The 21,740-nt window shown below is 67.1% G+C and carries 18 protein-coding genes; 8 read left to right on the top strand and 10 right to left on the bottom strand.

All coding sequences use genetic code 11. The annotated features are described in order from the left end of the window. Positions 1-49: 49 nt before the first annotated feature. The gene (locus tag AC1VXD_RS10560) at positions 50-406 is read right to left on the bottom strand and encodes a DUF1304 domain-containing protein (protein ID WP_482992026.1); all 357 of its coding nucleotides are present in this window, start codon (positions 404-406) and stop codon (positions 50-52) included. Between the two features lie 78 nt (positions 407-484). Next, positions 485-1,813 carry an NTP/NDP exchange transporter gene (locus AC1VXD_RS10555; RefSeq protein ID WP_482992025.1) on the bottom strand — a complete coding sequence of 443 codons (1,329 nt, stop codon included), beginning with the start codon at positions 1,811-1,813 and terminating at the stop codon, positions 485-487. 284 nt (positions 1,814-2,097) lie between these two features. On the opposite strand from AC1VXD_RS10555, the gene AC1VXD_RS10550 reads away from it, so the two are divergent. Next, a complete protein-coding gene (locus AC1VXD_RS10550; protein ID WP_116864699.1) occupies positions 2,098-3,498 on the top strand; it encodes a serine hydrolase domain-containing protein in 1,401 nt (466 codons plus the stop codon). A gap of 75 nt (positions 3,499-3,573) precedes the next feature. On the opposite strand, the gene AC1VXD_RS10545 is transcribed toward AC1VXD_RS10550, so the two are convergent. After that, positions 3,574-4,332 carry an SDR family oxidoreductase gene (locus AC1VXD_RS10545; RefSeq protein WP_482992024.1) on the bottom strand — a complete coding sequence of 253 codons (759 nt, stop codon included), beginning with the start codon at positions 4,330-4,332 and terminating at the stop codon, positions 3,574-3,576. A 114-nt stretch (positions 4,333-4,446) separates the two neighbouring features. Here AC1VXD_RS10545 and AC1VXD_RS10540 point away from each other — a divergent pair, with 114 nt between their 5' ends. Continuing rightward, positions 4,447-5,340 carry a LysR substrate-binding domain-containing protein gene (locus AC1VXD_RS10540; RefSeq protein WP_482992023.1) on the top strand — a complete coding sequence of 298 codons (894 nt, stop codon included), beginning with the start codon at positions 4,447-4,449 and terminating at the stop codon, positions 5,338-5,340. An 87-nt stretch (positions 5,341-5,427) separates the two neighbouring features. Here the strand turns inward: AC1VXD_RS10540 and AC1VXD_RS10535 are convergent, their stop codons facing one another. From AC1VXD_RS10535 to AC1VXD_RS10515, 5 genes are all read right to left on the bottom strand, one after another. Then, the gene (locus tag AC1VXD_RS10535) at positions 5,428-5,955 is read right to left on the bottom strand and encodes a hypothetical protein (protein ID WP_482992022.1); all 528 of its coding nucleotides are present in this window, start codon (positions 5,953-5,955) and stop codon (positions 5,428-5,430) included. 774 nt (positions 5,956-6,729) lie between these two features. Next, the gene (gcvH, locus tag AC1VXD_RS10530; RefSeq protein WP_482992021.1) at positions 6,730-7,125 is read right to left on the bottom strand and encodes a glycine cleavage system protein GcvH; all 396 of its coding nucleotides are present in this window, start codon (positions 7,123-7,125) and stop codon (positions 6,730-6,732) included. A 94-nt stretch (positions 7,126-7,219) separates the two neighbouring features. Then, positions 7,220-8,332 (bottom strand): glycine cleavage system aminomethyltransferase GcvT, encoded by a 1,113-nt coding sequence (gene gcvT, locus AC1VXD_RS10525; protein ID WP_482992020.1) that lies wholly within the window; start codon positions 8,330-8,332, stop codon positions 7,220-7,222. 652 nt (positions 8,333-8,984) lie between these two features. Continuing rightward, positions 8,985-9,728: a FadR/GntR family transcriptional regulator gene (locus tag AC1VXD_RS10520; RefSeq protein ID WP_108769676.1), complete on the bottom strand. Its 744-nt coding sequence runs from the start codon at positions 9,726-9,728 to the stop codon at positions 8,985-8,987. A gap of 102 nt (positions 9,729-9,830) precedes the next feature. Beyond that, the gene (locus tag AC1VXD_RS10515) at positions 9,831-12,722 is read right to left on the bottom strand and encodes a TonB-dependent receptor (protein ID WP_482992019.1); all 2,892 of its coding nucleotides are present in this window, start codon (positions 12,720-12,722) and stop codon (positions 9,831-9,833) included. A 240-nt stretch (positions 12,723-12,962) separates the two neighbouring features. On the opposite strand from AC1VXD_RS10515, the gene AC1VXD_RS10510 reads away from it, so the two are divergent. The 6 genes from AC1VXD_RS10510 to AC1VXD_RS10485 all read left to right on the top strand — a co-directional run bounded on the left by AC1VXD_RS10510 (position 12,963) and on the right by AC1VXD_RS10485 (position 20,445). Continuing rightward, positions 12,963-14,402: a polysaccharide lyase 6 family protein gene (locus AC1VXD_RS10510; RefSeq protein ID WP_482992018.1), complete on the top strand. Its 1,440-nt coding sequence runs from the start codon at positions 12,963-12,965 to the stop codon at positions 14,400-14,402. Continuing rightward, on the top strand, positions 14,399-16,627 hold the full coding sequence (locus AC1VXD_RS10505) for an oligoalginate lyase (protein WP_482992017.1): 2,229 nt from the start codon (positions 14,399-14,401) through the stop codon (positions 16,625-16,627). Before AC1VXD_RS10510 ends, AC1VXD_RS10505 begins: the two co-directional genes overlap by 4 nt. Beyond that, entirely contained in the window at positions 16,624-17,928 is a 1,305-nt protein-coding gene (locus AC1VXD_RS10500; RefSeq protein ID WP_482992016.1) for an MFS transporter, read from the top strand. Before AC1VXD_RS10505 ends, AC1VXD_RS10500 begins: the two co-directional genes overlap by 4 nt. A gap of 46 nt (positions 17,929-17,974) precedes the next feature. Then, positions 17,975-18,727, top strand: coding sequence for an SDR family NAD(P)-dependent oxidoreductase (locus tag AC1VXD_RS10495; protein WP_079222850.1), 753 nt, complete (start codon positions 17,975-17,977; stop codon positions 18,725-18,727). An 18-nt stretch (positions 18,728-18,745) separates the two neighbouring features. Continuing rightward, positions 18,746-19,933 carry a GDSL-type esterase/lipase family protein gene (locus AC1VXD_RS10490; RefSeq protein ID WP_482992015.1) on the top strand — a complete coding sequence of 396 codons (1,188 nt, stop codon included), beginning with the start codon at positions 18,746-18,748 and terminating at the stop codon, positions 19,931-19,933. Positions 19,934-20,142: 209 nt separating this feature from the next. Next, a complete protein-coding gene (locus AC1VXD_RS10485) occupies positions 20,143-20,445 on the top strand; it encodes an Mpo1-like protein (RefSeq protein ID WP_108757977.1) in 303 nt (100 codons plus the stop codon). A gap of 126 nt (positions 20,446-20,571) precedes the next feature. On the opposite strand, the gene AC1VXD_RS10480 is transcribed toward AC1VXD_RS10485, so the two are convergent. Further along, entirely contained in the window at positions 20,572-20,898 is a 327-nt protein-coding gene (locus AC1VXD_RS10480; protein WP_482992014.1) for a YnfA family protein, read from the bottom strand. Further along, entirely contained in the window at positions 20,895-21,728 is an 834-nt protein-coding gene (mazG, locus tag AC1VXD_RS10475) for a nucleoside triphosphate pyrophosphohydrolase (protein WP_482992013.1), read from the bottom strand. Before mazG ends, AC1VXD_RS10480 begins: the two co-directional genes overlap by 4 nt. Positions 21,729-21,740: the final 12 nt, after the last annotated feature.

The raw sequence follows: 21,740 nt of genomic DNA, 5'->3' as shown, positions 1-21,740 counted from the left end.
CCGCAGTAGAGCCACCCCATGGGTGGATGCGCGCAGCGCCGACCGGCAATCAGGCCGGCACGAACCACCAGGCCACCACCGCCAGCACGGCCGGCACTGCCTGGATGAAGAAGATCCGCTTGTTGACGCTCCACGCGCCGTAGCAGCCGGCCACGATCACGCAGCCCAGCGAGAAATTCACCAGCATCGGCAGGTGGTCGAACAGGCCCCAGAACAGGCCGGCGGCGAGGAAGCCGTTGTACAGGCCCTGGTTGGCCGCCAGCACGCGGGTGATCTCGGCCTTCTCCGGCGTGTTGCGGAACGTCTTCAGGCCCAGCGGGCGGGTCCACAGGAACATTTCCAGCACGAGGAAGTAGACGTGCAGCAATGCGACCAGCAGGGTCAGGGCAAGTGCGATCCAGTACATGCAGGGTTCCTTGGGCAGGTTGATGGGGTGATGGGGTCGGAGTCCTCTCCGTGGGAGAGGGATCCAACCCCGCGCGGCTCAGCGGTCGCGCAGCAGCTTCTTCTCTTCGCGCAGCACGCCGAACGCGGCCAGGGTCATGCACGCCGCCACCAGCATGCCGCCGGCGAACACCACATGCGAGCCGAACAGCGACAGCCCCTTGTGCACCCAGGTGAAGCTCAGGTCGGCGCCGCGGTAGACCACGGTGTCGATGGCTGCGCCGGCCTTGTAGCGCCACTGGCGGCCCACGCGGGTGTAGATGGTCTCGCGGGCCGGCTTGAACAGCGAGAACTCGCTGGCCCGGGTCAGCACCTGCACCACCGCCACCATCATCGGCAGCGGCGACGCCGCCAGCACCGAGAAGCCGAGCAGGATGGCGAAGGCGGGAATCAGCAGCGCCGGCGCGATGCCGTGGCGCGACAGCAGCCAGCGGGTCAGGCTGAGCTGCAGCAGCAGGGTCAGCGCGTTCACCGCGAGGTCGATACGCGAGAAGAACGCCGTGCTGGCCGCCGGGTCGCTGAAGGCCGCCCGCACGATGCTCGCCTGCTGGTTGTACAGCATCGTGCCCACGCCCACGCCGAACACCACCAGGATCGCCAGCCAGCGCAGCAGCGGCTCGCGCACGATCAGCTTGAGGCCGTCGAGCACGCTGCCGCCCATCGGCTTTTCGCCGGACACCAACTGCTGCTCGCGCTCGCGCAGCACCGCCCAGTGCCGCAGCCGCCAGATGCAGAACAGGCAGACCACCAGGAAGCCGGCCGAGACCAGCATCAGGTTGGCGATGCCCACGCGCTGCACCAGCGCGCTGGTGAGGACCGGGCCGAGAAAGGCACCGACCGTGCCGGCCGCGCCGATGTAGCCGTAGTACGCGCGTGCCTGCACGTTGCTGAAGACATCGGCCATGAAGCTCCAGAACACGGCCACCGCAAACAGGTTGAAGACCATCACCCAGAGGAAGAAGGCCATGCCCCGCCCCGGCACGCCGCTGTCGAACAGTACGTAGAACACCAGCAGGGTGGCGATGAAGAAGCCATAAACAACCGGCAGGAACACCCGCCGCGGGAAGCGGCTGACCAGCCAGCCGTAGACCGGCTGCAGCACCAGCATGATCAGGAACACGCAGGTGAACAGGAACTGCAGGACGAAGTCCTTCAGGGCGATGCCATGGCTGCCGAACCAGCCGATCAGCAGCGGCGGGAACAGCGTCTCCAGGTCGGAGGAGGCCGCCATCGCCTCGCGCACCGGGCGCAGCACGTAGTAGCCGCTGAGCAGGCAGAAGAAATACAGGAACGACCACCACAACGCCGGCGATTCGCGCAGCGCCGCCACGAGCCCACGCAGCGGCCCCTTGCCCGCGGCCGCGCTCACGCGGTGGCCCCGGCCGGGACGCGGCAGTTGGATGGCGGCATGACAGGCTCCGGGGGCAGTGAAGCGCGTACGTTAGACAATGCACTGCAACATCGCCAGCAGGCCGTGCGCGATGTCCGCAGGCGGGCTCATGCGGAGGGCGTCCGCGGGCGCATCCAGATCACGTCGCCGGGCATCAAAAATCCAACTTTTTCAATCAGATGCGCATTCATCTTCGCTTTGTTTGTGCACAGGCGAAAAGCGGCGCTAGAATCACAGACAGCAGTCGCGCACGGGTCCAACCGATGAAAATGAACAACCTGCGTCGCCCGGTCCGGGCGGCGACCACCGGTTTGCTGGGCATGTTGATGCCCGTGGCCTTGTCCACCACCGCGCAGACACCGCCGGCCCTGCCGCCGATGCCGACCAACATCGAAACCGCCGCGGGTCCGGGCGTCGCCCACACCCAGCCGGCGGCCTACCGCACCGGCCTGGTGCCGCAGGTGCAGCTGCCTGCCGCCGGCTTCAACGTCGCCCATATCGAATCGATGGCGCAGCAGCTCACCTACGGCGAGCGCGTGCCGGGCATGGCCGTGGCCATCGTGCAGGGCGGCCGCGTGCTCAGCGCGCGCGGCTACGGCGTCACCGACGTCAACAATCCGCTGCCGGTCGACGCGCACACCGTGTTCCGCCTGGCGTCGCTGTCCAAGGCCTTTGCCGGCACCATGGCTGGCCTGCTGGTCAACGACGGCACGCTGCGCTGGGACAGCAAGGTGACCGACTACGTGCCGGGCTTCCGCCTCAACTCGCCCGAAGCCACCGACCGCCTGACCGTGGCCGATGTGCTCAGCCACCGCGTCGGCCTGCCCTACAACGCCTACGACCGCGACATCGAAGGCAATGCCGAGTACTACTCGCTGACCCAGAAGCTGGCCAACACCAGCCTCAAGTGCCTGCCGGGCGACTGCTACGCCTACCAGAACGTGGCCTTCAGCCTGATCGGCGACGTGGTCTATGCCGCCTCGGGCAGCTTCTACGAACAATCGGTCGAACGCCGCATCTTCAAGCCGCTGGGCATGAACGATGCCAGCCTCGGCCTGGCCGGCATCCAGGCCAGCTCGCGCTGGGCGCGTCCGCACGTGCGCAGCCGCAATGGCTGGGTGTCGCTGACGCCGAAGCCGACCTACTACCGCGTTGCCCCGGCCGCCGGCGTCAACGCCAGTGCCAGCGACATGGCGCAGTGGCTGCTGGCGCACACCGGACATCGCCCCGACGTGCTGCCAGCGCCGCTGCTGGCCACCCTGCATTCGAGCCTGATCAACACCCCGGGCGAGATGCGCTCGGGCTGGCGCCGTGAGCGCCTGCACTCGGCCGGCTACGCGCTGGGCTGGCGCACCTTCGATTACGCCGGCCACGACGTGGTCTTCCATGCCGGTGCGGTGCAGGGTTACCGCGGCCTGGTCGCACTGGTGCCCGAACGTGACCTCGGCATCGCCATCCTCTGGAACGGCGAGAGCGGCCTGCCCAGCGGCCTGCTGCCGACGGTGCTCGATTCGGCACTGGGCCTGCCGGCGCAGCGCTGGCTGGACGTGGATACCGATTTCGGCAGCGACAGCCTGATGGCCGAAGGCGCGACCCCGGCGCAGCAGGACAAGCGCAAGGGCAAGGGCGCCTCGGGCAACCGCGCAGTGGCCTCGCCGCGCTGAGTGCGGCAGTCTGCCGGTGATTGGTAGGGTCGACTGGCAGTCGACTCTACCCACGGCGGTGAAGCACACGCAGGCTCAGTGCGCGAAATAGTGCATGCCGCCGTCCACCGGGATCACCGCGCCGGTGATGTAGCCCGCCGCTGGCGACGCCAGGAACGCCACCAGCGGCGCGACCTCCTCCGGTTCGCCGAAGCGCCCGATCGGAATGTTGCGGTCGATGAAGGCGCGTCGGCTTTCCTCGGTGGGATGCAACCGGCCGAGGATCTGCGCGCTGTTGATCCGCCCCGGCGCGATTGTGTTGACCGTCACGCCCTGCGCCGCCACCTCCGATGACAGGCCCTTGCTCCACAGGTGCAGCGCGGCCTTCGCCGCCGTGGCGGCATTCACCGCACGCGGTTCCATCGAGCCGCTGAAGTTGATCACCCGCCCCCAGCCCTGCACCTGCATGCCGGGCAACAGCGCCTGGGTCAGCCGTCGCGACGCGGAGAAGTTCAGTGCCATCGCTTCGTCCCATACGTCGTCAGCGGCGTCGACAGACGTCGGCCGCGAGCCACCCGCCGTGTTGACCAGGATGTCCACGCGCTGCAGCCCGTCCTGCGCCCCGGCGGCGATGCGCGCCAGCTGCGCGGCGTCGGTGAGGTCACCCGGCAGGATCAGCGGCGCGGCTGCACCGCTGGCTGCGATCTCCGCCGCCAGCGACCGCAGCGGCTCCAACCGTCGCGCGCTGATCGCGATGCGTACGCCGAGCGTCGCCAGCTGCCGCGCAACCGCCGCGCCAATGCCGCTGCCCGCGCCGGTCACCAGTGCGGTACGTCCTTCAAGACTCAAATCCATGGTGTTCTCCGTCATGCGTGGCCGGCACATCCGGCCCGTGCAGCGCATGCTCTTTGATCACCCCTGATTGATAAACTCCGCGCAGGTTTCAGCATTCAACACCCGGAGTGTCAGATGAACCTGCTGGAGAGCATGCAGGTCTACGTGCTGATCGTGGACAAGGGCAGCCTCAGCGCTGCGGCCGCGGCGATGGACATCTCGGCGACGATGGCTGGCAAGCACCTGCGTGCACTGGAAGCGCGTCTGGGCATGCTGCTGCTGAGCCGCACCACGCGCCGCCAGCACATGACGCCGTTCGGCGAGGACTACTACGCCCGCTGCCGGGACATCCTGCGGCTGGTGGAAGAGACCGATGCGCAGGCCGCCCACCAGCAGATGGCGCCGGCCGGCACGCTGCGCATCAGCGCACCGGTGATCTTCGGCACGCACGCACTGGTGCCGGCCCTGGCCGACTACATGCAACGCCATCCGCAGGTGCGGGTGGAGGCGAGCCTGAGCGACCGCGTGGTCGACCTGGCCGAGGAAGGTTTCGAAGCCGCACTGCGCATCGGCAGCCTGGCTGACAGCGATGCACGGGTGGCACGCCCACTGACGCCCTACCGGTTGATGATGTGTGCCGCGCCGGCCTACCTCGCCCGCCACGGCACGCCTCGCACGCTCGCCGAACTGGCGTCGCACCAGTGCCTCTCGTTCGAACCCCGCGCGCTCGCGCAGTGGCTGCAGGACGAGGCCGGCGGCCTCGAGCGTATCGCCGCTGCGCGCCTGCAGATCAACAACGGCGAAGCGCTGCGTGCGGCGGCGCTGCATGGGCTGGGCATCGTGCTGCAGTCGACCCTGCTGCTGGCCGCGGACGTGGCCGCCGGGCGGCTGGTGCAGCTGTTCCCGCAGCACGGCCAGGCGGGTCGGCCCATGCACGTGGTGTACGCCCACGATCGCTACCGCTCCACCCGCCTGCGCAGCTTCGTGGATTTCCTGGTGGAGCGGTTCCCGCCGGTACCCCACGGGTAAGCCCGACCACGGTCGCCCATAAAAAAAACCCCCTCCCCGCTGGGCAGCCAGGGAAGGGGGTTTCAGGGTACGGCTATCGGGAAGTACTTAGATCAGCGGCGCCGGGGTTGCCGGCAGAGCGACCGGAGCGGCCTTCTTCTTGCGAGCGGCCGGCTTGCGCTTGGCAACCGTCTTGGCAGCCTTCTTCGGGGCAGCCTTCTTGGTGGCCTTCTTCGCAGTCTTCTTCACTGCCTTCTTGGCAGTAGCCTTCCGGGCAGTCGCCTTCTTGGCGACCTTCTTCGCGGTCTTCTTTGCCGGCTTCCTGGCGACCTTCTTTGCCGCCTTCTTCGCAGTGGCCTTCTTCGCAGTTGCCTTCTTCGCAACCTTCTTGACGGCCTTCTTCGCGGTCTTCTTAGCCGGCTTCTTGGCGACCTTCTTTGCCGCCTTCTTTGCAGTGGCCTTCTTCGCAGTTGCCTTCTTGGCAACCTTCTTGACGGCCTTCTTGGCGGTCGCCTTCTTGGCAGTCGCCTTCTTCGCGACCTTCTTCACTGCCTTCTTGGCAGTGGCCTTCTTAGCGACCTTCTTCACCGCTTTCTTGGCGGCAGGCTTTTTCTTCGCAGCTTTCTTGGTTGCCATGGGATGGCTCCTCGTCAGTGATAGGGAGTTGAAACGCCCAGGTGGATCAAACCCGCGGTTGCTGCGTGCGGGGACCGCCGGCGCGTCAGGCGCGCCGTTACGGATGCGGCAATGCCCGCCTCGATCGGCGGAGCGGGCATCGGAACAGGAGATGCCTTGCGTTTCTCCGGGGGAAGCGGGGCCATGCCCACCGTCGGCAGAATCGCGGTGGTCTTGAAGGGGCTGCTTCGCATCGGACGATTGATTCGGCGCACTCGGTTTGGCAGGCAAGGTCTGCTGAGGCGAAACCTAATCACCGTTTTTTTTACTGTCAACAACCCCCGCGAAAAAATTTCACATCCGCGTCCATCCGAACGCCGCCGGCACCGCCACCACACGGCACCTTCCCGGCCCTGCGTCGCGCACCGCCAACGCCACGCGCGGCAACACGTGATCGCACCTGCTGAATAAAAAGCGCTTGAAATAAGCACTCTGCGTTGATAGGCGACAACAGATGCCGCGCCATGCACCACGTCGTCCGGCACACGTCAACGCGCACATCCGCCGCACCACAACGGGTCTGCAATGGGAGGTAAAAGTTTTCACATCCGAACGCGCAATCGCGGGACGGAAAGGCGGATTTGCGCAAAACTGCGCACGCCTGATCGCGCCGTTCGATGCCGCCTGATGCCACGCCGAAGGTGTGCCGCGAACCCGATGGCATGAGTCGACGACGGAGGCGGGAACGAAAACGGCCACCCGAAGGTGGCCGTTCTGGAAGCGGGAAGCGCGGACTCAGTGGTCTTCGTTTTCCAGGGCTTCGGCGTACGCGTCCGGATCCAGCAGCTCATTGAGCTCGTCGGAGCTGGTCAGCTCGACCACGTACATCCAGCCTTCGCCGTAGGCATCTTCGTTGATGGTTTCCGGCTTGTCCGACAGCGCCGAGTTGACCTCGACGATCGTGCCGCTGACCGGGCTGTAGACGTCCGAGGCGGCCTTGACCGACTCGACGACGGCGATCTGCTCGCCCGCCTTGGCCTCGGCGCCGACTTCGGGCAGCTCGACGTAGACCAGGTCACCCAGCAGGCCCTGGGCATGGTCGGAAATGCCGACGGTGACGCGGCCATTGCCTTCGACGCGGGCCCACTCGTGGGACTTGAGGAACTTGAGGTCGCCGGGGATCTCGCTCATGGGAACTGCTCCAGGTTTTGCAGGGGGTGGAAAAAACGGGGCTAGTGTAACCAACCGACCGCCACTGCTGTCAGTGACGGCCGGCACGTTCGGATCAGGCGTCGGCGAGCACGCCGGGCTGGGCCTGGCCTTCGCGGACGAACGGGAACTTGACCACGCGCACCGGCACCTGCCGGCCGCGGATATCGACGGTGACCTGGCCGAGTTCACCCGCCGGCACGCGGGCGAACGCGATGCCCTTGGCCAGGCTCGGCGAGAAGGTGCCGGACAGGATTTCGCCCTGTCCGCCGGCGGTGGTCACCACCTGGCCATGGCGCAGCACGCCCTTCTCGTCCATCACCAGGCCGATCATCTGGCGCGCGTTGCCGGCGGCCTTCTGCGCCTCGAGCACGTCGCGGCCAATGAAGTCACGGCCTTCGTCCAGCGACACGGTCCAGGCCAGCGCCGCTTCGTACGGGCTGATCGCTTCGTCCATGTCCTGGCCATACAGGTTCATACCGGCTTCCAGGCGCAGGGTGTCGCGCGCGCCGAGGCCGGCCGGCTTCACCCCCGCCGCCAGCAGGCGGTTCCAGAAGGCGACCACGGCGTCCTGGGGCAGCAGGATCTCGAAGCCGTCTTCGCCGGTGTAGCCGGTGCGGGCGACGAACAGTTCAACGCCGTCGCCCGCCTTGACCTGCAGGGCAGCGAAGCGGCCGAGCTTGGCCAGCGCGTCGCGATCGCTGCCGCCGACCAGGCCGACCACGCTGTCGCGCGCCTGCGGGCCCTGCACGGCAAGGATGGCCAGGTCCGGGCGCTGCTCGACGCTGACGCCGAACGGTGCCGCCTGTTCGCGCAGCCAGGCCAGGTCCTTCTCGCGGGTGGAGGCGTTGACCACCATGCGGAAGAAATCATCGGCCAGGTAGTAGACGATCAGGTCGTCGATGACGCCGCCGGCCGGATTCAGCATGCACGAGTACAGCGCCTTGCCCGGCACCTTCAGCTTGTCGATGGAGTTGGCCAGCAGGCGGCGCAGGAACGGCTTGACCTGCTCGCCGCGCAGGTCGACCACGGTCATGTGGCTCACGTCGAAGACGCCGGCTTCGCGGCGCACCAGGTGGTGTTCGTCCAGCTGCGAGCCGTAGTGGATGGGCATGTCCCAACCCCCGAAATCGACCATCTTGGCGCCGAGGGCGCGGTGGGTATCGTTGAGCAGCGTCTTCTGGGTCATGACCGGTCCGGCAGCAGGATAAACAAGAGCGTCCATTATCCCAGATCGGTCGGTCGCAGGTCGTGCCGCAGCGCAGCGGGGTCTGTGTTTGGCCGGCCTGCGGCCGGCGCCGCGTTTCTACAGCCAGGGCTGGGAGCGCAGAGCATTGGTTCGTCGGCTCTGGGTTCTTTCGGTTTTGGCGGGGCGGTGTGGGGTTGCGGGACACGCCGTGAACCCATCCATGGGAGCTCGTAGGCGCCATCCATGGCGCCTGCGGTCCCACAACCCCACACCGCCCCACCCCTGCCAGGTTCCGTGGTGACGGATGGCAAGTGCCAGAGCAGAGCAGGAGCAAGAGCAGATGTGGATGTCGATACATATATAGAGAGGGGTCGGATCCTTTTCCTGCGGAAAGGGATCCAACCACGCGAGCGCAGCGACCGGCTTTTGCTTTTGCTCTTCATTTCTTTTCCGTGGGCTGGACGCGCACGGAAACTATCGGGGGGCGGGCGGTTTGGGTTCGCGGGACCGTTGGCGCCATGGAAGGCGCCATCGAGCCCCCATGGACGGGTTTACGGCGTGTCCCGCGAACCCAAACCGCCCGACCCAGCACACAGACCCCGATGCATCAAGCGACCGACCCACGAGGGGCTGCGCCGTTGGCTGGAAACCCTTAGATGCGCGTGGTGGCCAGGAAGCGCTCGCGGTCCTGCTGGGTGCGCCGGCGGATTTCTTCCAGCGCCTGGCTCTCGGTCGCTTCCAGCATCGCCTCGAACAGGCGCTGGAAGTGGTAACGCATGGCATTGCGCGCGGCCACCGGGTCGCGGCTGCGCAGCGCCTCGAAGATCGCCATGTGCTCGTCGGCGCGGCTGGCACCGTCGTCGTGGCAGACCCGCGCGTAGACCTCGGCCACCCGCGGCAGATCGCTGCGCATGCGCCAGATCTGCTGGATGAAGTACTCCACCACCGGGTTGCCGGACAGGCGCGCGATGGTCAGGTGGAAGCGGCGGTCGAAGTCGCCGGCCTCCTCATCGGTCAGGTCGCGGCGGCACAGCGCCTGGGCCAGCACCTGCAGTTCGGCGATGCCGGCCTCGTCGATGTTGCTGGCAGCCAGCGCCGCGGCCTCGGCCTCGAACACCGCGCGGGCGGCGGTCAGGTCGAAGGCGCTGACATCGGGCAGGCCACCGGAGGCCTGCGTCGGGCGTGGCTTCACGTACACGCCCGAGCCAATGCGGATGGCGATCCAGCCCTGGGCTTCCAGGGCGATCTCGGCTTCACGCACGGTCACCCGGCTGACGCCGAAACGTTCGGCCAGCTCACGCTCGCCCGGCAGGCGCGAGCCCGGCGGAAATTCGCCGTCCTCGATCAGCTTGCGGAGCTTGGCGGCGATGGTCTGGTAGAGGCGGTTGGCGGACATGCGGCTGACCCTTGGCGGTTCCCTCCGGGCCCGTCCCGGGCCACCGTGCGCGGTGCGGGTCCGGATGGAGCGACGGCGCGACCACTGGCCGCGCCGCCCTGTTCAGAACTTGTATCGTACACCGAAATACGCACGCCGCCCGTAGGTCACCACTTCACGGAAATTGCCGTAAAGCGGCTGGTACGCCACGCGCGGTTCGTTGGTCAGGTTCATCAGCTCCAGCGACAGCGACAGCTGCTTGTTGACCTTGTAGCGCATGCGCAGGTCGACGCTGGTGTTGTCGTCGTAGTAGCGGTTCTGCTGCGCGGTGTTGCCGGTGAAGTCCTGGTAGTAGTGCGAGCGGAACTTGCCGATGGCCTGGATGTTGAAGCGGCCCACGTCCCAGTAGATCGAACCGGACAGCACGTGCCGCGAGAAACCGCTGAGGCCGGCCGGCGGCACGATGGCCGGGATGACGCTGCCATCGGCGGCCAGCTGCTCGCCCAGTCGCGAATCCTGGGTCTCGTAGTCGGCATCGGCGTAGTTGTAGCTGACCTTGAAGCCCAGCCCATCGAACGGCTTGGGCAGGTAGGACAGGCGATGGGTGACGCTCAGCTCCAGGCCGGTCAGGGTGCTGTCATCGTCGGTGGTGACCTGCTGGCGCACCGGCACGGTCACCGTCTGCCCGTTGATCGTGTAGGTCTCCGGCACCAGCGCGGTGGCGGTGCCGCCGTTGAACTGCTTCCAGTACACCGCGCCGGCCAGCATGGTGTCCGGGTTCGGGTACCACTCCAGCGACAGGTCGCCGTTCCAGGACATCAGCGGCTGCGCCGCTGGGTTGCCGCTGGCACTGATGTCGTCCAGCGCATCGGCCAGGTTGCCGTAGGTGGCATCGCTGCTGACATTGATGGTGCGGCCGGCACCGAGCGCCGCGATGTCCGGGCGCGACATGGCGCGGTAGGCACCGACGCGCAGCAGCACGTCCGGACGCAGCTCGAAGGCCGCGTTCAGGCTGGGCAGCAGCTTGTCATTGCCGGCCTTGAACACCTGGGTGGTGTAGTCACCGGTCGGCTGCAGGCGGATCGTGCCGTCGCCGTTGTCCTCGATCTGCAGGTCGGTGCGCACGCCTTCCGAACGGACGTCGGTCTTGACCCAGCGCAGGCCGACGTTGCCGGTCACCGGCAGCCCGAACAGACTGCTGCTGAACTCGCCCAGCAGGTACAGCGCGCGGGTCTTCTCGGTGATGTCGACGTTGTTGGGATCCTGGAAGTCCGGATCCAGGCCGCTGTCGAGGCTGCCACGGAAGGATTGGTACAGGCAGTCCGGATCGAAGTAGGACCACGAGGAGATCGTGTTGCCGCTGGCGGCATCCATGAAATCGCTCTGCGGGAACGGTGCGCGGCAGGCCTGGTTGGCAGCGATGATCTTCGCCTTGTCGGCGGCCACGCGCTGGTCGTAGTCGGTCACCAGGGTGTTGTCACGCAGGCTGTAGTCGGCCTGGCTGGCGCGCACGCCGCCCTTGATGCGGGTAAAGAAGCCCGACTCTGGCATGAAGCTGGCGTCGAAGCGGCCGGCCTTGATCTTGTGGTCGTTCTCGGTGGCGCTGGAGGTGACGCGGGCTGCACCGGAGTACACATCCCAGTTCTGCACATCAAAGTTCGGCGCCAGGGCCACGCTCGGCACTTCGCCATGCCAGTCCCAGTCGTAGTCGACATAACCGGTGGTGCCGCTGCTGATGCCCGGCACGATGGCATTGTTGATGTCACGCTGGTTGGCCCGCAGGCGGGTCATGCGCTCGCTGTCCAGGCGGTTGGTATGCGAGTAGGACAGATCGGTGGACAGTTCCCAGGCCGGGCTCGGCCGCACGATCAGGTTCAGGCCGCCACCGGTGTATTCCTCGCCGCGCCAGTAGCGGTTGGAGGTGGAATCGATCGAGGTACTGCCATGCAGGTGGCGGACGATGCCGTTTTCGTCCACCTCGCGCTGGGTGATGCCACGGCGCGCGTTGGACAGGCTCAGGTCGCTGCGGTTTTCATACCAGTTGCGCTGGGTGTGCTCGAAGTCGACGTTCACTTCGACCACATCATTGGGCCGCCACTGCACCGCGGCGAACTCGCTCTGGCGGTCGTTGCGTTCCTGCTTCAGGCGGTAGATGCGGCTGCTGGGCACCAGATAGTACGGCGCACCGTTGGCGATGGCCTGCGCGCCCACTTCGGAGCAGTTGGCGTTGGCCACGTTCTGGTTGCCATCGCAGGCGTACCAGGTGGAACCGCTGGTGATGCTCTCTTCCGGGTCGGTGCCGTCCAGGCGCTGGAAGCCCAGCGAGACACCCAGCTTCTGGCCGTCGCCGAACTCGAACTGGTCGATGTAGCTGGCGGTGCCGCGGTAGCCGATGCCATCGTCATCGCGGTACTTCTTGTCATACTCGGCCCAGCTGCCGCGCAGGTCGAACTGCACCGAGCGCTTGCCGTATTCCAGCGGCTTCACCGTTTCCAGGCCGATGGTGCCGGCCACGCCACCTTCGATGATGTCGGCGCGCTGGGTCTTGTAGATGGCCACCGTATTGATCAGCTCGGCCGGGAACATGTTGAAGTTCACCGAGCGGTCGCCGCTGCCGTTGGTGATCTCACGGCCGTTGAAATTGGTGCTGCTGAGGAAAGCGCCGAGGCCGCGGATGGAAATCTCCGAGGCACCGGTCTTGTCGCGGGTCGAGGCGGCGCCGGTCAGCGTTTCGATCGCATCGGCCAGGGACGGTGCCGGCAGGTCGCCGATGTCGTCTGCCGAGAGCACGTCGGCGATGACCGTGTCGTCGCGCTTCTTGTTGATCGAACTCTGCATCGATTCGCGGATGCCGGTGACCTGCACCTGGTCCAGCGTGGTGGCGTCCTGCCCGGCACTGCCGCTGGTGGACTGCGCCTGCGCCAGCGGAGCGGCGGCCAGCGCGGCAAGCAAAGCCACGACGAGGGGCGTGGGTGACAGCGTGATGGTGCGTACAGCTCCGGCAGATTGCCGCATGGTTTCCTCCTCCCAAAGGATCGCCTGGTTGGCAGGCGTGGACGCAGCTTCGACATGCAGACACCGAAATGTCAACCAACTGGACTGGATTTCTATTAATACCTTTGTTTCATACCAATTGGCTGTCATTGAATGTGCTGATGCAGCATGACTTTGCGCGAAAGCTGGCTTACAACAGATTCCGCAATTGGTATGCACACCCACCCCGAACGACGGCCCGGCCGTCCCTGGAAGGACTTCATGCGCACCGAATCGACTTCGTACCGCCAGTCCAACCCGTTTCCTGGATCATTCCTCGCTACTGGTCTGGCAATTTGTCTGACCACTTCGTCGGCACAGGCCGCCAGCTGGCTGGTCCACGATGCCGCCGAGTTCACCATCGCCGCCGCCGCCCTGACGGCCGGCGATGAAATCGTGCTGGCCGACGGCACCTGGACCGACACCCGCCTGCTGTTGAAGGGCCAGGGCACCGAGGCCGCGCCGATCACCCTGCGCGCACAGACCCCGGGCAAGGTGATCCTCAGCGGGCGCTCGGACCTGCGCCTGGCCGGCAGCTACCTGCAGGTTTCCAATCTGGTGTTCCGCGATGGCTACACGCCCGGCGATGCCGTCGTCGCGTTCCGCGAATCGAGCAAGGCGGTGGCCAGCCACAGCCGGGTGACCGGCCTGGTCATCGACGACTACACCAACCCCGATGCCAGCGACCAGGACTACTGGGTGTCGCTGTACGGCAGCCACAACCGCCTCGACCACAGCCAGCTGCGCGGCAAGACGAATGCCGGTCCGACCGTGGTGGTGGTGCGCGATGCCACCCAGGGCCTGGACAACCAGCACCGCATCGACCACAACTGGTTCGGGCCGCGCCCGCTGCTCGGCGTCAACGGCGGCGAAACGATCCGCGTCGGCACCAGCGATACCTCGCTGAGCGATTCCAACAGCACCGTGGAAAACAACTGGTTTGAAGGCTGCGACGGCGAGACCGAGATCGTCTCCAACAAGTCCGGTGGCAACACCTACCGCAGCAACGTCTTCTATCGCTCGGCCGGCGCGCTGACCCTGCGCCACGGCAACGGCAACCGGGTGCTCGACAATGTCTTCCTCGGCGACGACAAGGCCGGTACCGGCGGCGTGCGCATCATCAACGCCGACCAGACCGTCAGCAACAACTACTTCGAGCGCCTGGCCGGTTCCAGCAACCGCTCGGCACTGGCAATCATGGACGCGCAGGCCGATCCGCCGCTGTCCGGCTATGCGCCGGTGGTCAACGCCACCCTCAGCCGCAACACGTTCGTGGATGTGGCGAAGATCAGCTTCGGCGTCGGCCACGACGCGGCCAAGGGCATCGACGTGGCCGCCAGCAGCAGCCGCTTCAGCGCCAACCTGATCGTCAACCGCACCAGCAGGAACCCGCCCACCGCCGCCAGTTCGCTGGCCGGCATCGCCTTCAGCGGCAATGTGCAGTCGCCGCAGGCAAGCGCCGTGTTTCCCAGCGGCGTCGAAAGCCGCAGCGTGACCCTGCAGCAGGCCGCCAGCGGCCTGTGGACGCCCACCCCTGCCCTGCCCGCCACCGGTGCCGATCCGGCGCTGGCGATGACCGCGCGCGAGGCCACGGGGGTGGACTGGTATCCCAAGGTGGGCGAGGTTGCCCTGTCCCGCACCAGCACCGGAGTTGATCGATGAGGTTGCAGCCGCTGTTTGTTTCCCTGGCCCTGGCCGTCCCCTTTGCCCTGCTGCCGGCCGCACCGCTGCTGGCGGCCCCGGCCGCCGCCGCGCGCCAGGCCGACACTGCGCCGGTGCTGGTGACCGCTGCGCAGTGGCAGCAGATGGCCAGCGAAGGCAGCCGCTACCCGTGGTTCGCCAAGGAACAGGCGCGCACCGAGGCATCGCTGAAGAAGATGATGAAGGCCGGCATCGACGTGCCGGTGCCCAAGGACAAGGGCGGCGGCCGCACCCATGAACAGCACAAGCGCAATTACCAGGCGCTGCTGGCGGCCGGCACGCTGTACCGGCTGACCGGCGACAAAGCCTATGTCACGTACTCGCGCGACATGCTGCTGCAGTACGCCAAGCTCTACCCGACGCTGGGCGCGCACCCGGAAGGCCGCGGGCAGATTCCCGGCCGCGTGTTCTGGCAGGTGCTCAACGATTCGGTGTGGCTGGTCAACGCCATCCAGGGCTACGACGCGATCCGCGACGCGCTGTCCGCGCAGGACCGGCAGACCATCGAGTCGCAGCTGTTCCGGCCGATGGCCGAATTCCTGATCAGCGAGCCGAAGAACTACGACCAGATCCACAACCACGCGACCTGGGCGGTGGCCGCCACCGGCATGACCGGCTACGTGCTGCGCGACCAGGAGCTGGTGGAGAAATCCCTGCGCGGCAGCCAGAAGGACGATCAGTTCGGCTTCATGCGGCAGATCGACCTGCTGTTCTCGCCCGATGGCTATTACGAGGAAGGCCCGTACTACCAGCGCTATGCGCTGGCGCCGTTCCTGCTGTTCGCCAACGCCATCGAACGCAACGAGCCGCAGCGGAAGGTCTTCGCGCGCCGCGACGGCGTGTTGCTGAAGGCCGTGGATGTGCTGGTGCAGACCAGCTACGACGGCCTGTTTTTCCCGATCAACGATGCGATCCTCGACAAGGGCATCGATACCGAGGAGCTGGTGGCCGGCATCGGCATCGCCTATGCGCGCACCGGCGATGACCACCTGCTGTCGGTGGCCCAGCAGCAGAAACGCCTGCTGCTCTCGCCCGAAGGCCTGCAGGTGGCGCAGGCGCTGGCGGCCAACAAGGCCAAACCCTTCGATTACAGACCGATGCTGCTGCGTGATGGCCCCGACGGTGACCGCGGCGGCCTGGCGATCCTGCGCATGAACGGCGAGGACGGCCAGGCGCTGGTGCAGAAGGACACCATGCAGGGCATGGGCCACGGCCACTTCGACAAGCTCAACTGGCTGTTCTACGACAACGGCAAGGCCGTGGTGACCGACTACGGCGCGGCGCGCTTCCTCAACGTGGAAGCCAAGCGCGGCGGCATCTACCTGGCCGAGAACCGCAGCTGGGCCAAGCAGACCGTGGCCCACAACACCCTGGTGGTGGACGAGCAGAGCCACTTCAAGGGTGACTGGAAGCGCGGCGAGGAGCATGCGCCGCAGGTGCGCTTCTTCCAGGCCGACACCGATACCCAGATCGCCTCGGCGACCATGCGCGACGCCTACCCCGGCGTGGTGTTCACCCGCACCCAGGCGCTGCTGCGCCACCCAGAACTGGGCCTGCCGGTGGTGCTGGACCTGCTGCAGGTGCACGGTGACAAGGCCGCGCGCTACGACCTGCCGCTGCATTTCAACGGCCACATCGTCACCACCGGTTTCGAGGCCGAGCACTTCACCAGCCAGCGCCCGGTGCTGGGCAAGGACAACGGCTACCAGCACCTGTGGCTGGATGCACGCAGCAAGCCCGGCAGCGAGCCGCGCACGCTGGCCTGGCTGCTCGATGGCCGCTTCTACACCTATCGCTTCGGCAGCAGCGCGCCCGCGCAGGCGCTGCTGGTGGAAAGCGGTGCCAACGATCCCGAATTCAACCTGCGCCGCGAGCCGGCCCTGCTGCAGCGCGTGGAAGGCCAGAAGGACGTCACCTTCTTCAGCGTGCTGGAGCCGCATGGCGAGTACAACGGCACCGCCGAGTACGTGCACGGCGCCGACAGCCGCATCAAGGACATCGTGCGCACCCGCGGCAGCGATGCCGAGGTGATCGAGCTGCGCCTGGCCAGCGGCGCACGCATCGCCCTGGGCGTGGCCGATGACAGCAGCGCCAAGGGCGAGCACAGCGTGACCGTCGATGGCCACGCCTACCGATGGAGCGGCAGCCACGCGCGCATGGACCGCAGCAAGGGTGACGCGAAATGAACGGCCCTGCGGTGGTGGGCCAACTGCGCAAGGTGCCGGTGCGCTCGGCCGTACGCTGGCTGATCGTCGGCCTGATCGCCGTGGCCACGGTCATCAACTACATCGACCGCAATGCACTGGCGGTGATGTGGCCGGAAATCGCCAAGGAGGTAGGCGCGACCAAGGATGACTACGCGCTGCTGGTGACCGTGTTCATGCTGTTCTATGCCGCCGGCCAGTTCCTGTTCGGCCGCCTGTTCGACATGATCGGCACGCGCCTGGGCTTCGCCCTGTCGATCAGCGTGTGGTCGATCTCCATCGCCCTGCATTCGGTCACCCATTCGATGCTGTCCTTCAGCCTGGTGCGGGCGATGCTCGGCATCAGCGAAGCCGGTGCCTGGCCGGGCGCGGTGAAGGCCAATGCCGAGTGGTTCCCGGCGCGTGAACGCGCACTGGCGCAGGGCGTGTTCAACGCCGGCGCGTCGATCGGCGCCATCGTGTCCGCACCGGCCATCGCCGGCCTGTACCTGTGGCTGGGCTGGCGCGGCACCTTCGTGCTGGTCGGTGCCATCGGCTTCCTGTGGCTGCTGCCGTGGCTGTTCGTCTACCGCGCCGGCCCGGACAAGCACCCGTGGGTGAGCGATGCCGAGCGCCGCCTGATCATGGAAGACCAGGCCGGGCAGCAGGATGCCGCCGCGCCCAAGGTGAGCGTGCGTTCGCTGCTGGCCCACCGGCAGAGCTGGGGCATGCTCGCCTGCCGCTTCCTGCTGGACCCGATCTGGTGGCTGTTCGTGTCCTGGCTGCCGATCTACCTGGCCGAAACCTTCGGCTTCGACATCAAGCAGATCGGTCTGTTCGCCTGGGTGCCGTTCGTGGGCGCGATGTTCGGCAGCCTCAGTGGCGGCTGGCTGTCCGGGCGTCTGATCCGCGGCGGGCAGAGCGTGGACCGTGCACGCAAGCTGTCCATCACCCTGGGCTGCGTGATCATGGCCCCTGCCCTGCTGGGCGCGGTGCTGGCCAACCAGCCGTTGTTTGCCGTGCTGGCGATTGCCGCGGTGCTGTTCGGTTTCCAGGTCGCCATCGGCAACATCCAGACCCTGCCGGGTGATCTGTTCGATGGCCGATCGGTCGGCACCCTCGCCGGCCTCGGTGGCCTGGCTGCAGTGGCCGGCACGCTGATCACCACCTGGCTGGTGCCGGTGCTGACCCGGCATTCCTACGCCCCGATCTTCATCCTCGTCGCCGCGCTGGTGCCGCTGTCGCTGGCCGCGCTGTGGTGGTGGACCGGCCCCATCCACAAGCTTGACCGCCGTGGCGGCTGAGCACGCGTTTCCCTTTCATTCCCCCGCAAACCAAGGAGTTTCCCGCATGTCGTTCCAGGACAAGGTGGCCATCGTCACCGGTGGTGGCCGTGATATCGGCCGTGCCGTCTCGATCAAGCTGGCCGCCGCCGGCGCACGCGTCTGCATCAACTACGCCAACGATGAAGCCAGCGCCAATGAAACGCTGGCGCAGATCCAGGCCGCCGGTGGCCAGGCCATCGTGCACCGCGCCGACGTGACCGATGCCGCAGCCGTGGCCGGGCTCGTCGCCGCGACCCAGGCCGCGTTCGGCGAGCGCATCGATCTGCTGGTGAACGTGGCCGGCGGCATGGTGCAGCGCCGCCCGCTGGCCGAGATCGACCCGGCGTTCTTCCACACGGTGATGGACCTCAACCTGACCTCGACCTACCTGACCACCCACGCGGTGGTGCCGCACATGGGCGAAGGCGCGGCCATCGTCAATTTCGCTTCGCAGGCCGGCCGCGATGGCGGTGGCCCGGGCGCGTCGATCTACGCCACCGCCAAGGCCGCGGTGATGACCTTCACCCGCGCCATGGCCAAGGAACTGGGGCCGAAGGGCATCCGCGTGAACGCGCTGTGCTGCGGCATGATCGCCACCCGTTTCCATGATGAATTCACCAAGCCGGAAGTGCGCACCGCCGTTGCCGGCAACACCCCGCTGCGCCGGCAGGGCGTGCCGGACGAAGCCGCCGATGCGGCGGTGTTCCTGGCCTCCGATGCAGCGGCGTTCATCACCGGTGCGAACCTGGACGTCAACGGCGGCACCTACTTCTCCTGACCTGAGCGGACACCTGCCATGCAGCGCTGGATCACCCTGCTTTCGCTGGCCATCGGCGCTGCCGTGGCCGCCCCCGTCGCCCAGGCCGCTCCGGTCTGGGTGACCGCCTGGACCGCTTCACCGGCACCGGACCGCAAGGACGGGAAGCCAGAGGCACCGGTACAGTTCGCCGCGCAGACCGTGCGCCAGGACATCCGGGTCGGCAGCCGTGGCGAGGCGTTGCGCCTGCGCATCAGCAACGAGCTGGGCGATGCACTGCTGCATGTCGAAGACATCCGCGTGCGCCTGAAGGATGGCAGGGCCGCGGCGCTGCCAGTCACCGTCGATGGCCGCCGTGCCATCGACGTACCGGTGGGTGCCGCGCTGCTGAGTGATCCGGTGGTACTGCCGGTGGCGGCACTGCAGGAGGTCAGCGTGACCGCGTACTTCCCGCAGCCGACCCGGCCCGCGGTGCGGCGTACCGTGGTGCGCGTGGCCGACGGCAGACAGGAGGCGGTAACCGACACGGTGCGCGTCAGCTACCAGCAGAATGTGTTTTCGGCGGTGATGGTGCAGCGTGAGCAGCGGCCGTCGGTCATTGTGGCGTTGGGTGATTCGATCACCGAAGGCGCGACCGCCACGCGCGGTTCGTTCAACCAGTGGCCGGAGCGGCTGGCGCAGCGCCTGCAGCAGGCCTGTCCGGACCGCTTCGTGGTGCTCAACCAGGGCATCAGTGGCAACAAGCTGCTGGACCATGGCCGCAGCCACAGTGCGCTGTCACGCCTGGACCGCGACGCGATCGCGGTGGCCGACGCCGACCAGGTGATCCTGTTCGAAGGCATCAATGACATCCGCCACGGCGGCGGTGCGCAGCCGCTGCCCGGGCGCAACGCACCGGACATGCTGCTGGGTTACCAGCAGGTGGCCGCGCGCCTGCACGCGCATGGCATCCGCGCCTACCTGGGCACGCTGACGCCGTTCGGCGGCTCCGAGCGCTACGACCCGGTCTCGGCCACCACCCGCGCCTCGATCAACCAGTGGGCGCGCGGCAAGGACAGCGGCTTCGATGGCGTGGTCGATTTCGATGCAGCGCTGCGCGACCCGAAGCAGCCGGAATCGCTGCCGGCCAACATCACCCGCGATCACCTGCATCCGAACGACGAAGGCTACCGGCGCATGGCCGAAGCGATCGATTTGAAGATGCTGGGGTGCGAGGCCCCGCGCTGAGGCGGAAACTGTAGAGCCGAGCCATGCTCGGCTGCCGTTGCTGCCTGTAGAGCCGAGCCATGCTCGGCTGCCGTTGCCTCCTGTAGAGCCGAGCCATGCTCGGCTGCCGTTGCTGCCTGTGGAGCCGAGCCATGCTCGGCTTGTTCTGGCCGAAGCAGCCGAGCATGGCAAGGCGCATGATGTAATCGGTCATCGCCCGGATCACGTGCATGTCCCGCTTCGCCAGCTTCCGCGAGTTCTACCCGTTCTACCTGGACGAGCACCGCCATCCGGTCTCGCGGCGCCTGCACTTCATCGGCAGTTGTGGCGTACTGCTGCTGGTGGCCGCAGCGCTGCTGCGCGGCCAGCCGATGCTGCTGCTGGCGGCACTGGCATGCGGCTATGGGTTCGCTTGGGTCGGCCATTTCTTCTTCGAGAAAAACCGCCCGGCCACCTTCCGCCACCCGCTGTACTCATTCGTCGGCGACTGGGTGATGTTCGCTGACATCCTGCGCGGCCGGATCAGGTGGTGACCCGTTTTTGTAGAGTCGAGTCATGCTCGAGTGCTTTTGGCAGAGCCAGCCGAGCATGGCTCGGCTCTACAGAGGATCGAAGGCAGCCGAGCATGGCTCGGCTCTACACAAAACCAACAGCCGCCATCACACCGGATGGCGCGGCCCGAACATGATCACGGCCATTCCGGCCAGGCACAGTGCGGCGCCCAGCACGTCCCAGCGGCTGGGACGGATGCCATCGACCAGCCACAGCCAGAACAGAGCGGTACCGATGTACACGCCACCGTAGGCGGCATACACGCGGCCGCTGGCGGTGGGGTGCAGGGTCAGCAGCCAGGCGAACAGGGCCAGGCTGGCCGCGGCCGGCAGCAGCAGCCACACGCTGCCGCCCTTGCGCAGCCACAGCCACGGCAGGTAGCAGCCAACGATCTCGGCCAGTGCGGTCAGCAGGAACAGGGCGAGGGTCTTCACGCCTTCTCGGCGGCCTTGGCGTGCTGCCACAGCGCTTCCTGCGCATCCAGGTCGAGCGCGGCCAGGCTTTCGCCCTGCGCGCCCGCCTGCGCTTCCATGGCGCGGAAGCGGCGTTCGAACTTGTGGTTGGCACCACGCAGCGCCGCGCCCAGGTCGATGTCGGCATGGCGGGCCAGGTTGGCGCAGACGAACAGCAGGTCACCCAGCTCTTCCTGCAGCCGCGCCTTGTTGCCCGCGATGTCGCCGCGCTCGAATTCCTCGCGCAGTTCCTGCAGTTCTTCAGCGGCCTTGTCCAGCACGGGCAGCGGGCCGGGCCAGTCGAAGCCGACCTTGGCCGCGCGCGACTGCAGCTTCACCGCACGCTGCCATTCGGGCAGCCCGCGCGAGATCCCGGCCAGCGCCGACGTGTCCTGGTCGCCCTTGGCCGCGCGCTCGGCGCGCTTGATCGCCTCCCAGTTGCGCATCACGCCATCGGCATCGTCCACGCTGACATCGGCAAACACATGCGGATGGCGGCGCTGCATCTTGTCGCTGATCGCGCGCGCCACTTCGGCGAAGGCGAATGCGCCCTGCTCCTCGGCCATGCGCGCATGGAACACCACCTGCAGCAGCAGGTCGCCCAGCTCGTCGCAGAGGTCGTCCAGGTCGCCGCGGTCGATCGCATCGGCGACCTCGTAGGCCTCTTCAATGGTGTACGGGGCGATGGTGGCGAAGTTCTGCTCCAGGTCCCAGGGGCAGCCGCCCTGCGGATCGCGCAGGCGCGCCATGATCGCCAGCAGGCGCTCCAGTTCGGTGCTGGCGGCACTGCCGGCGGTGGGGGTGTCGCTCATGCGGGCTCCAGT

Source organism: Stenotrophomonas sp. STEN054 (assembly GCF_056854535.1).
The sequence above is the reverse complement of the archived record's forward strand: the minus strand, read 5'-3'. Positions and strand labels throughout refer to the sequence as shown.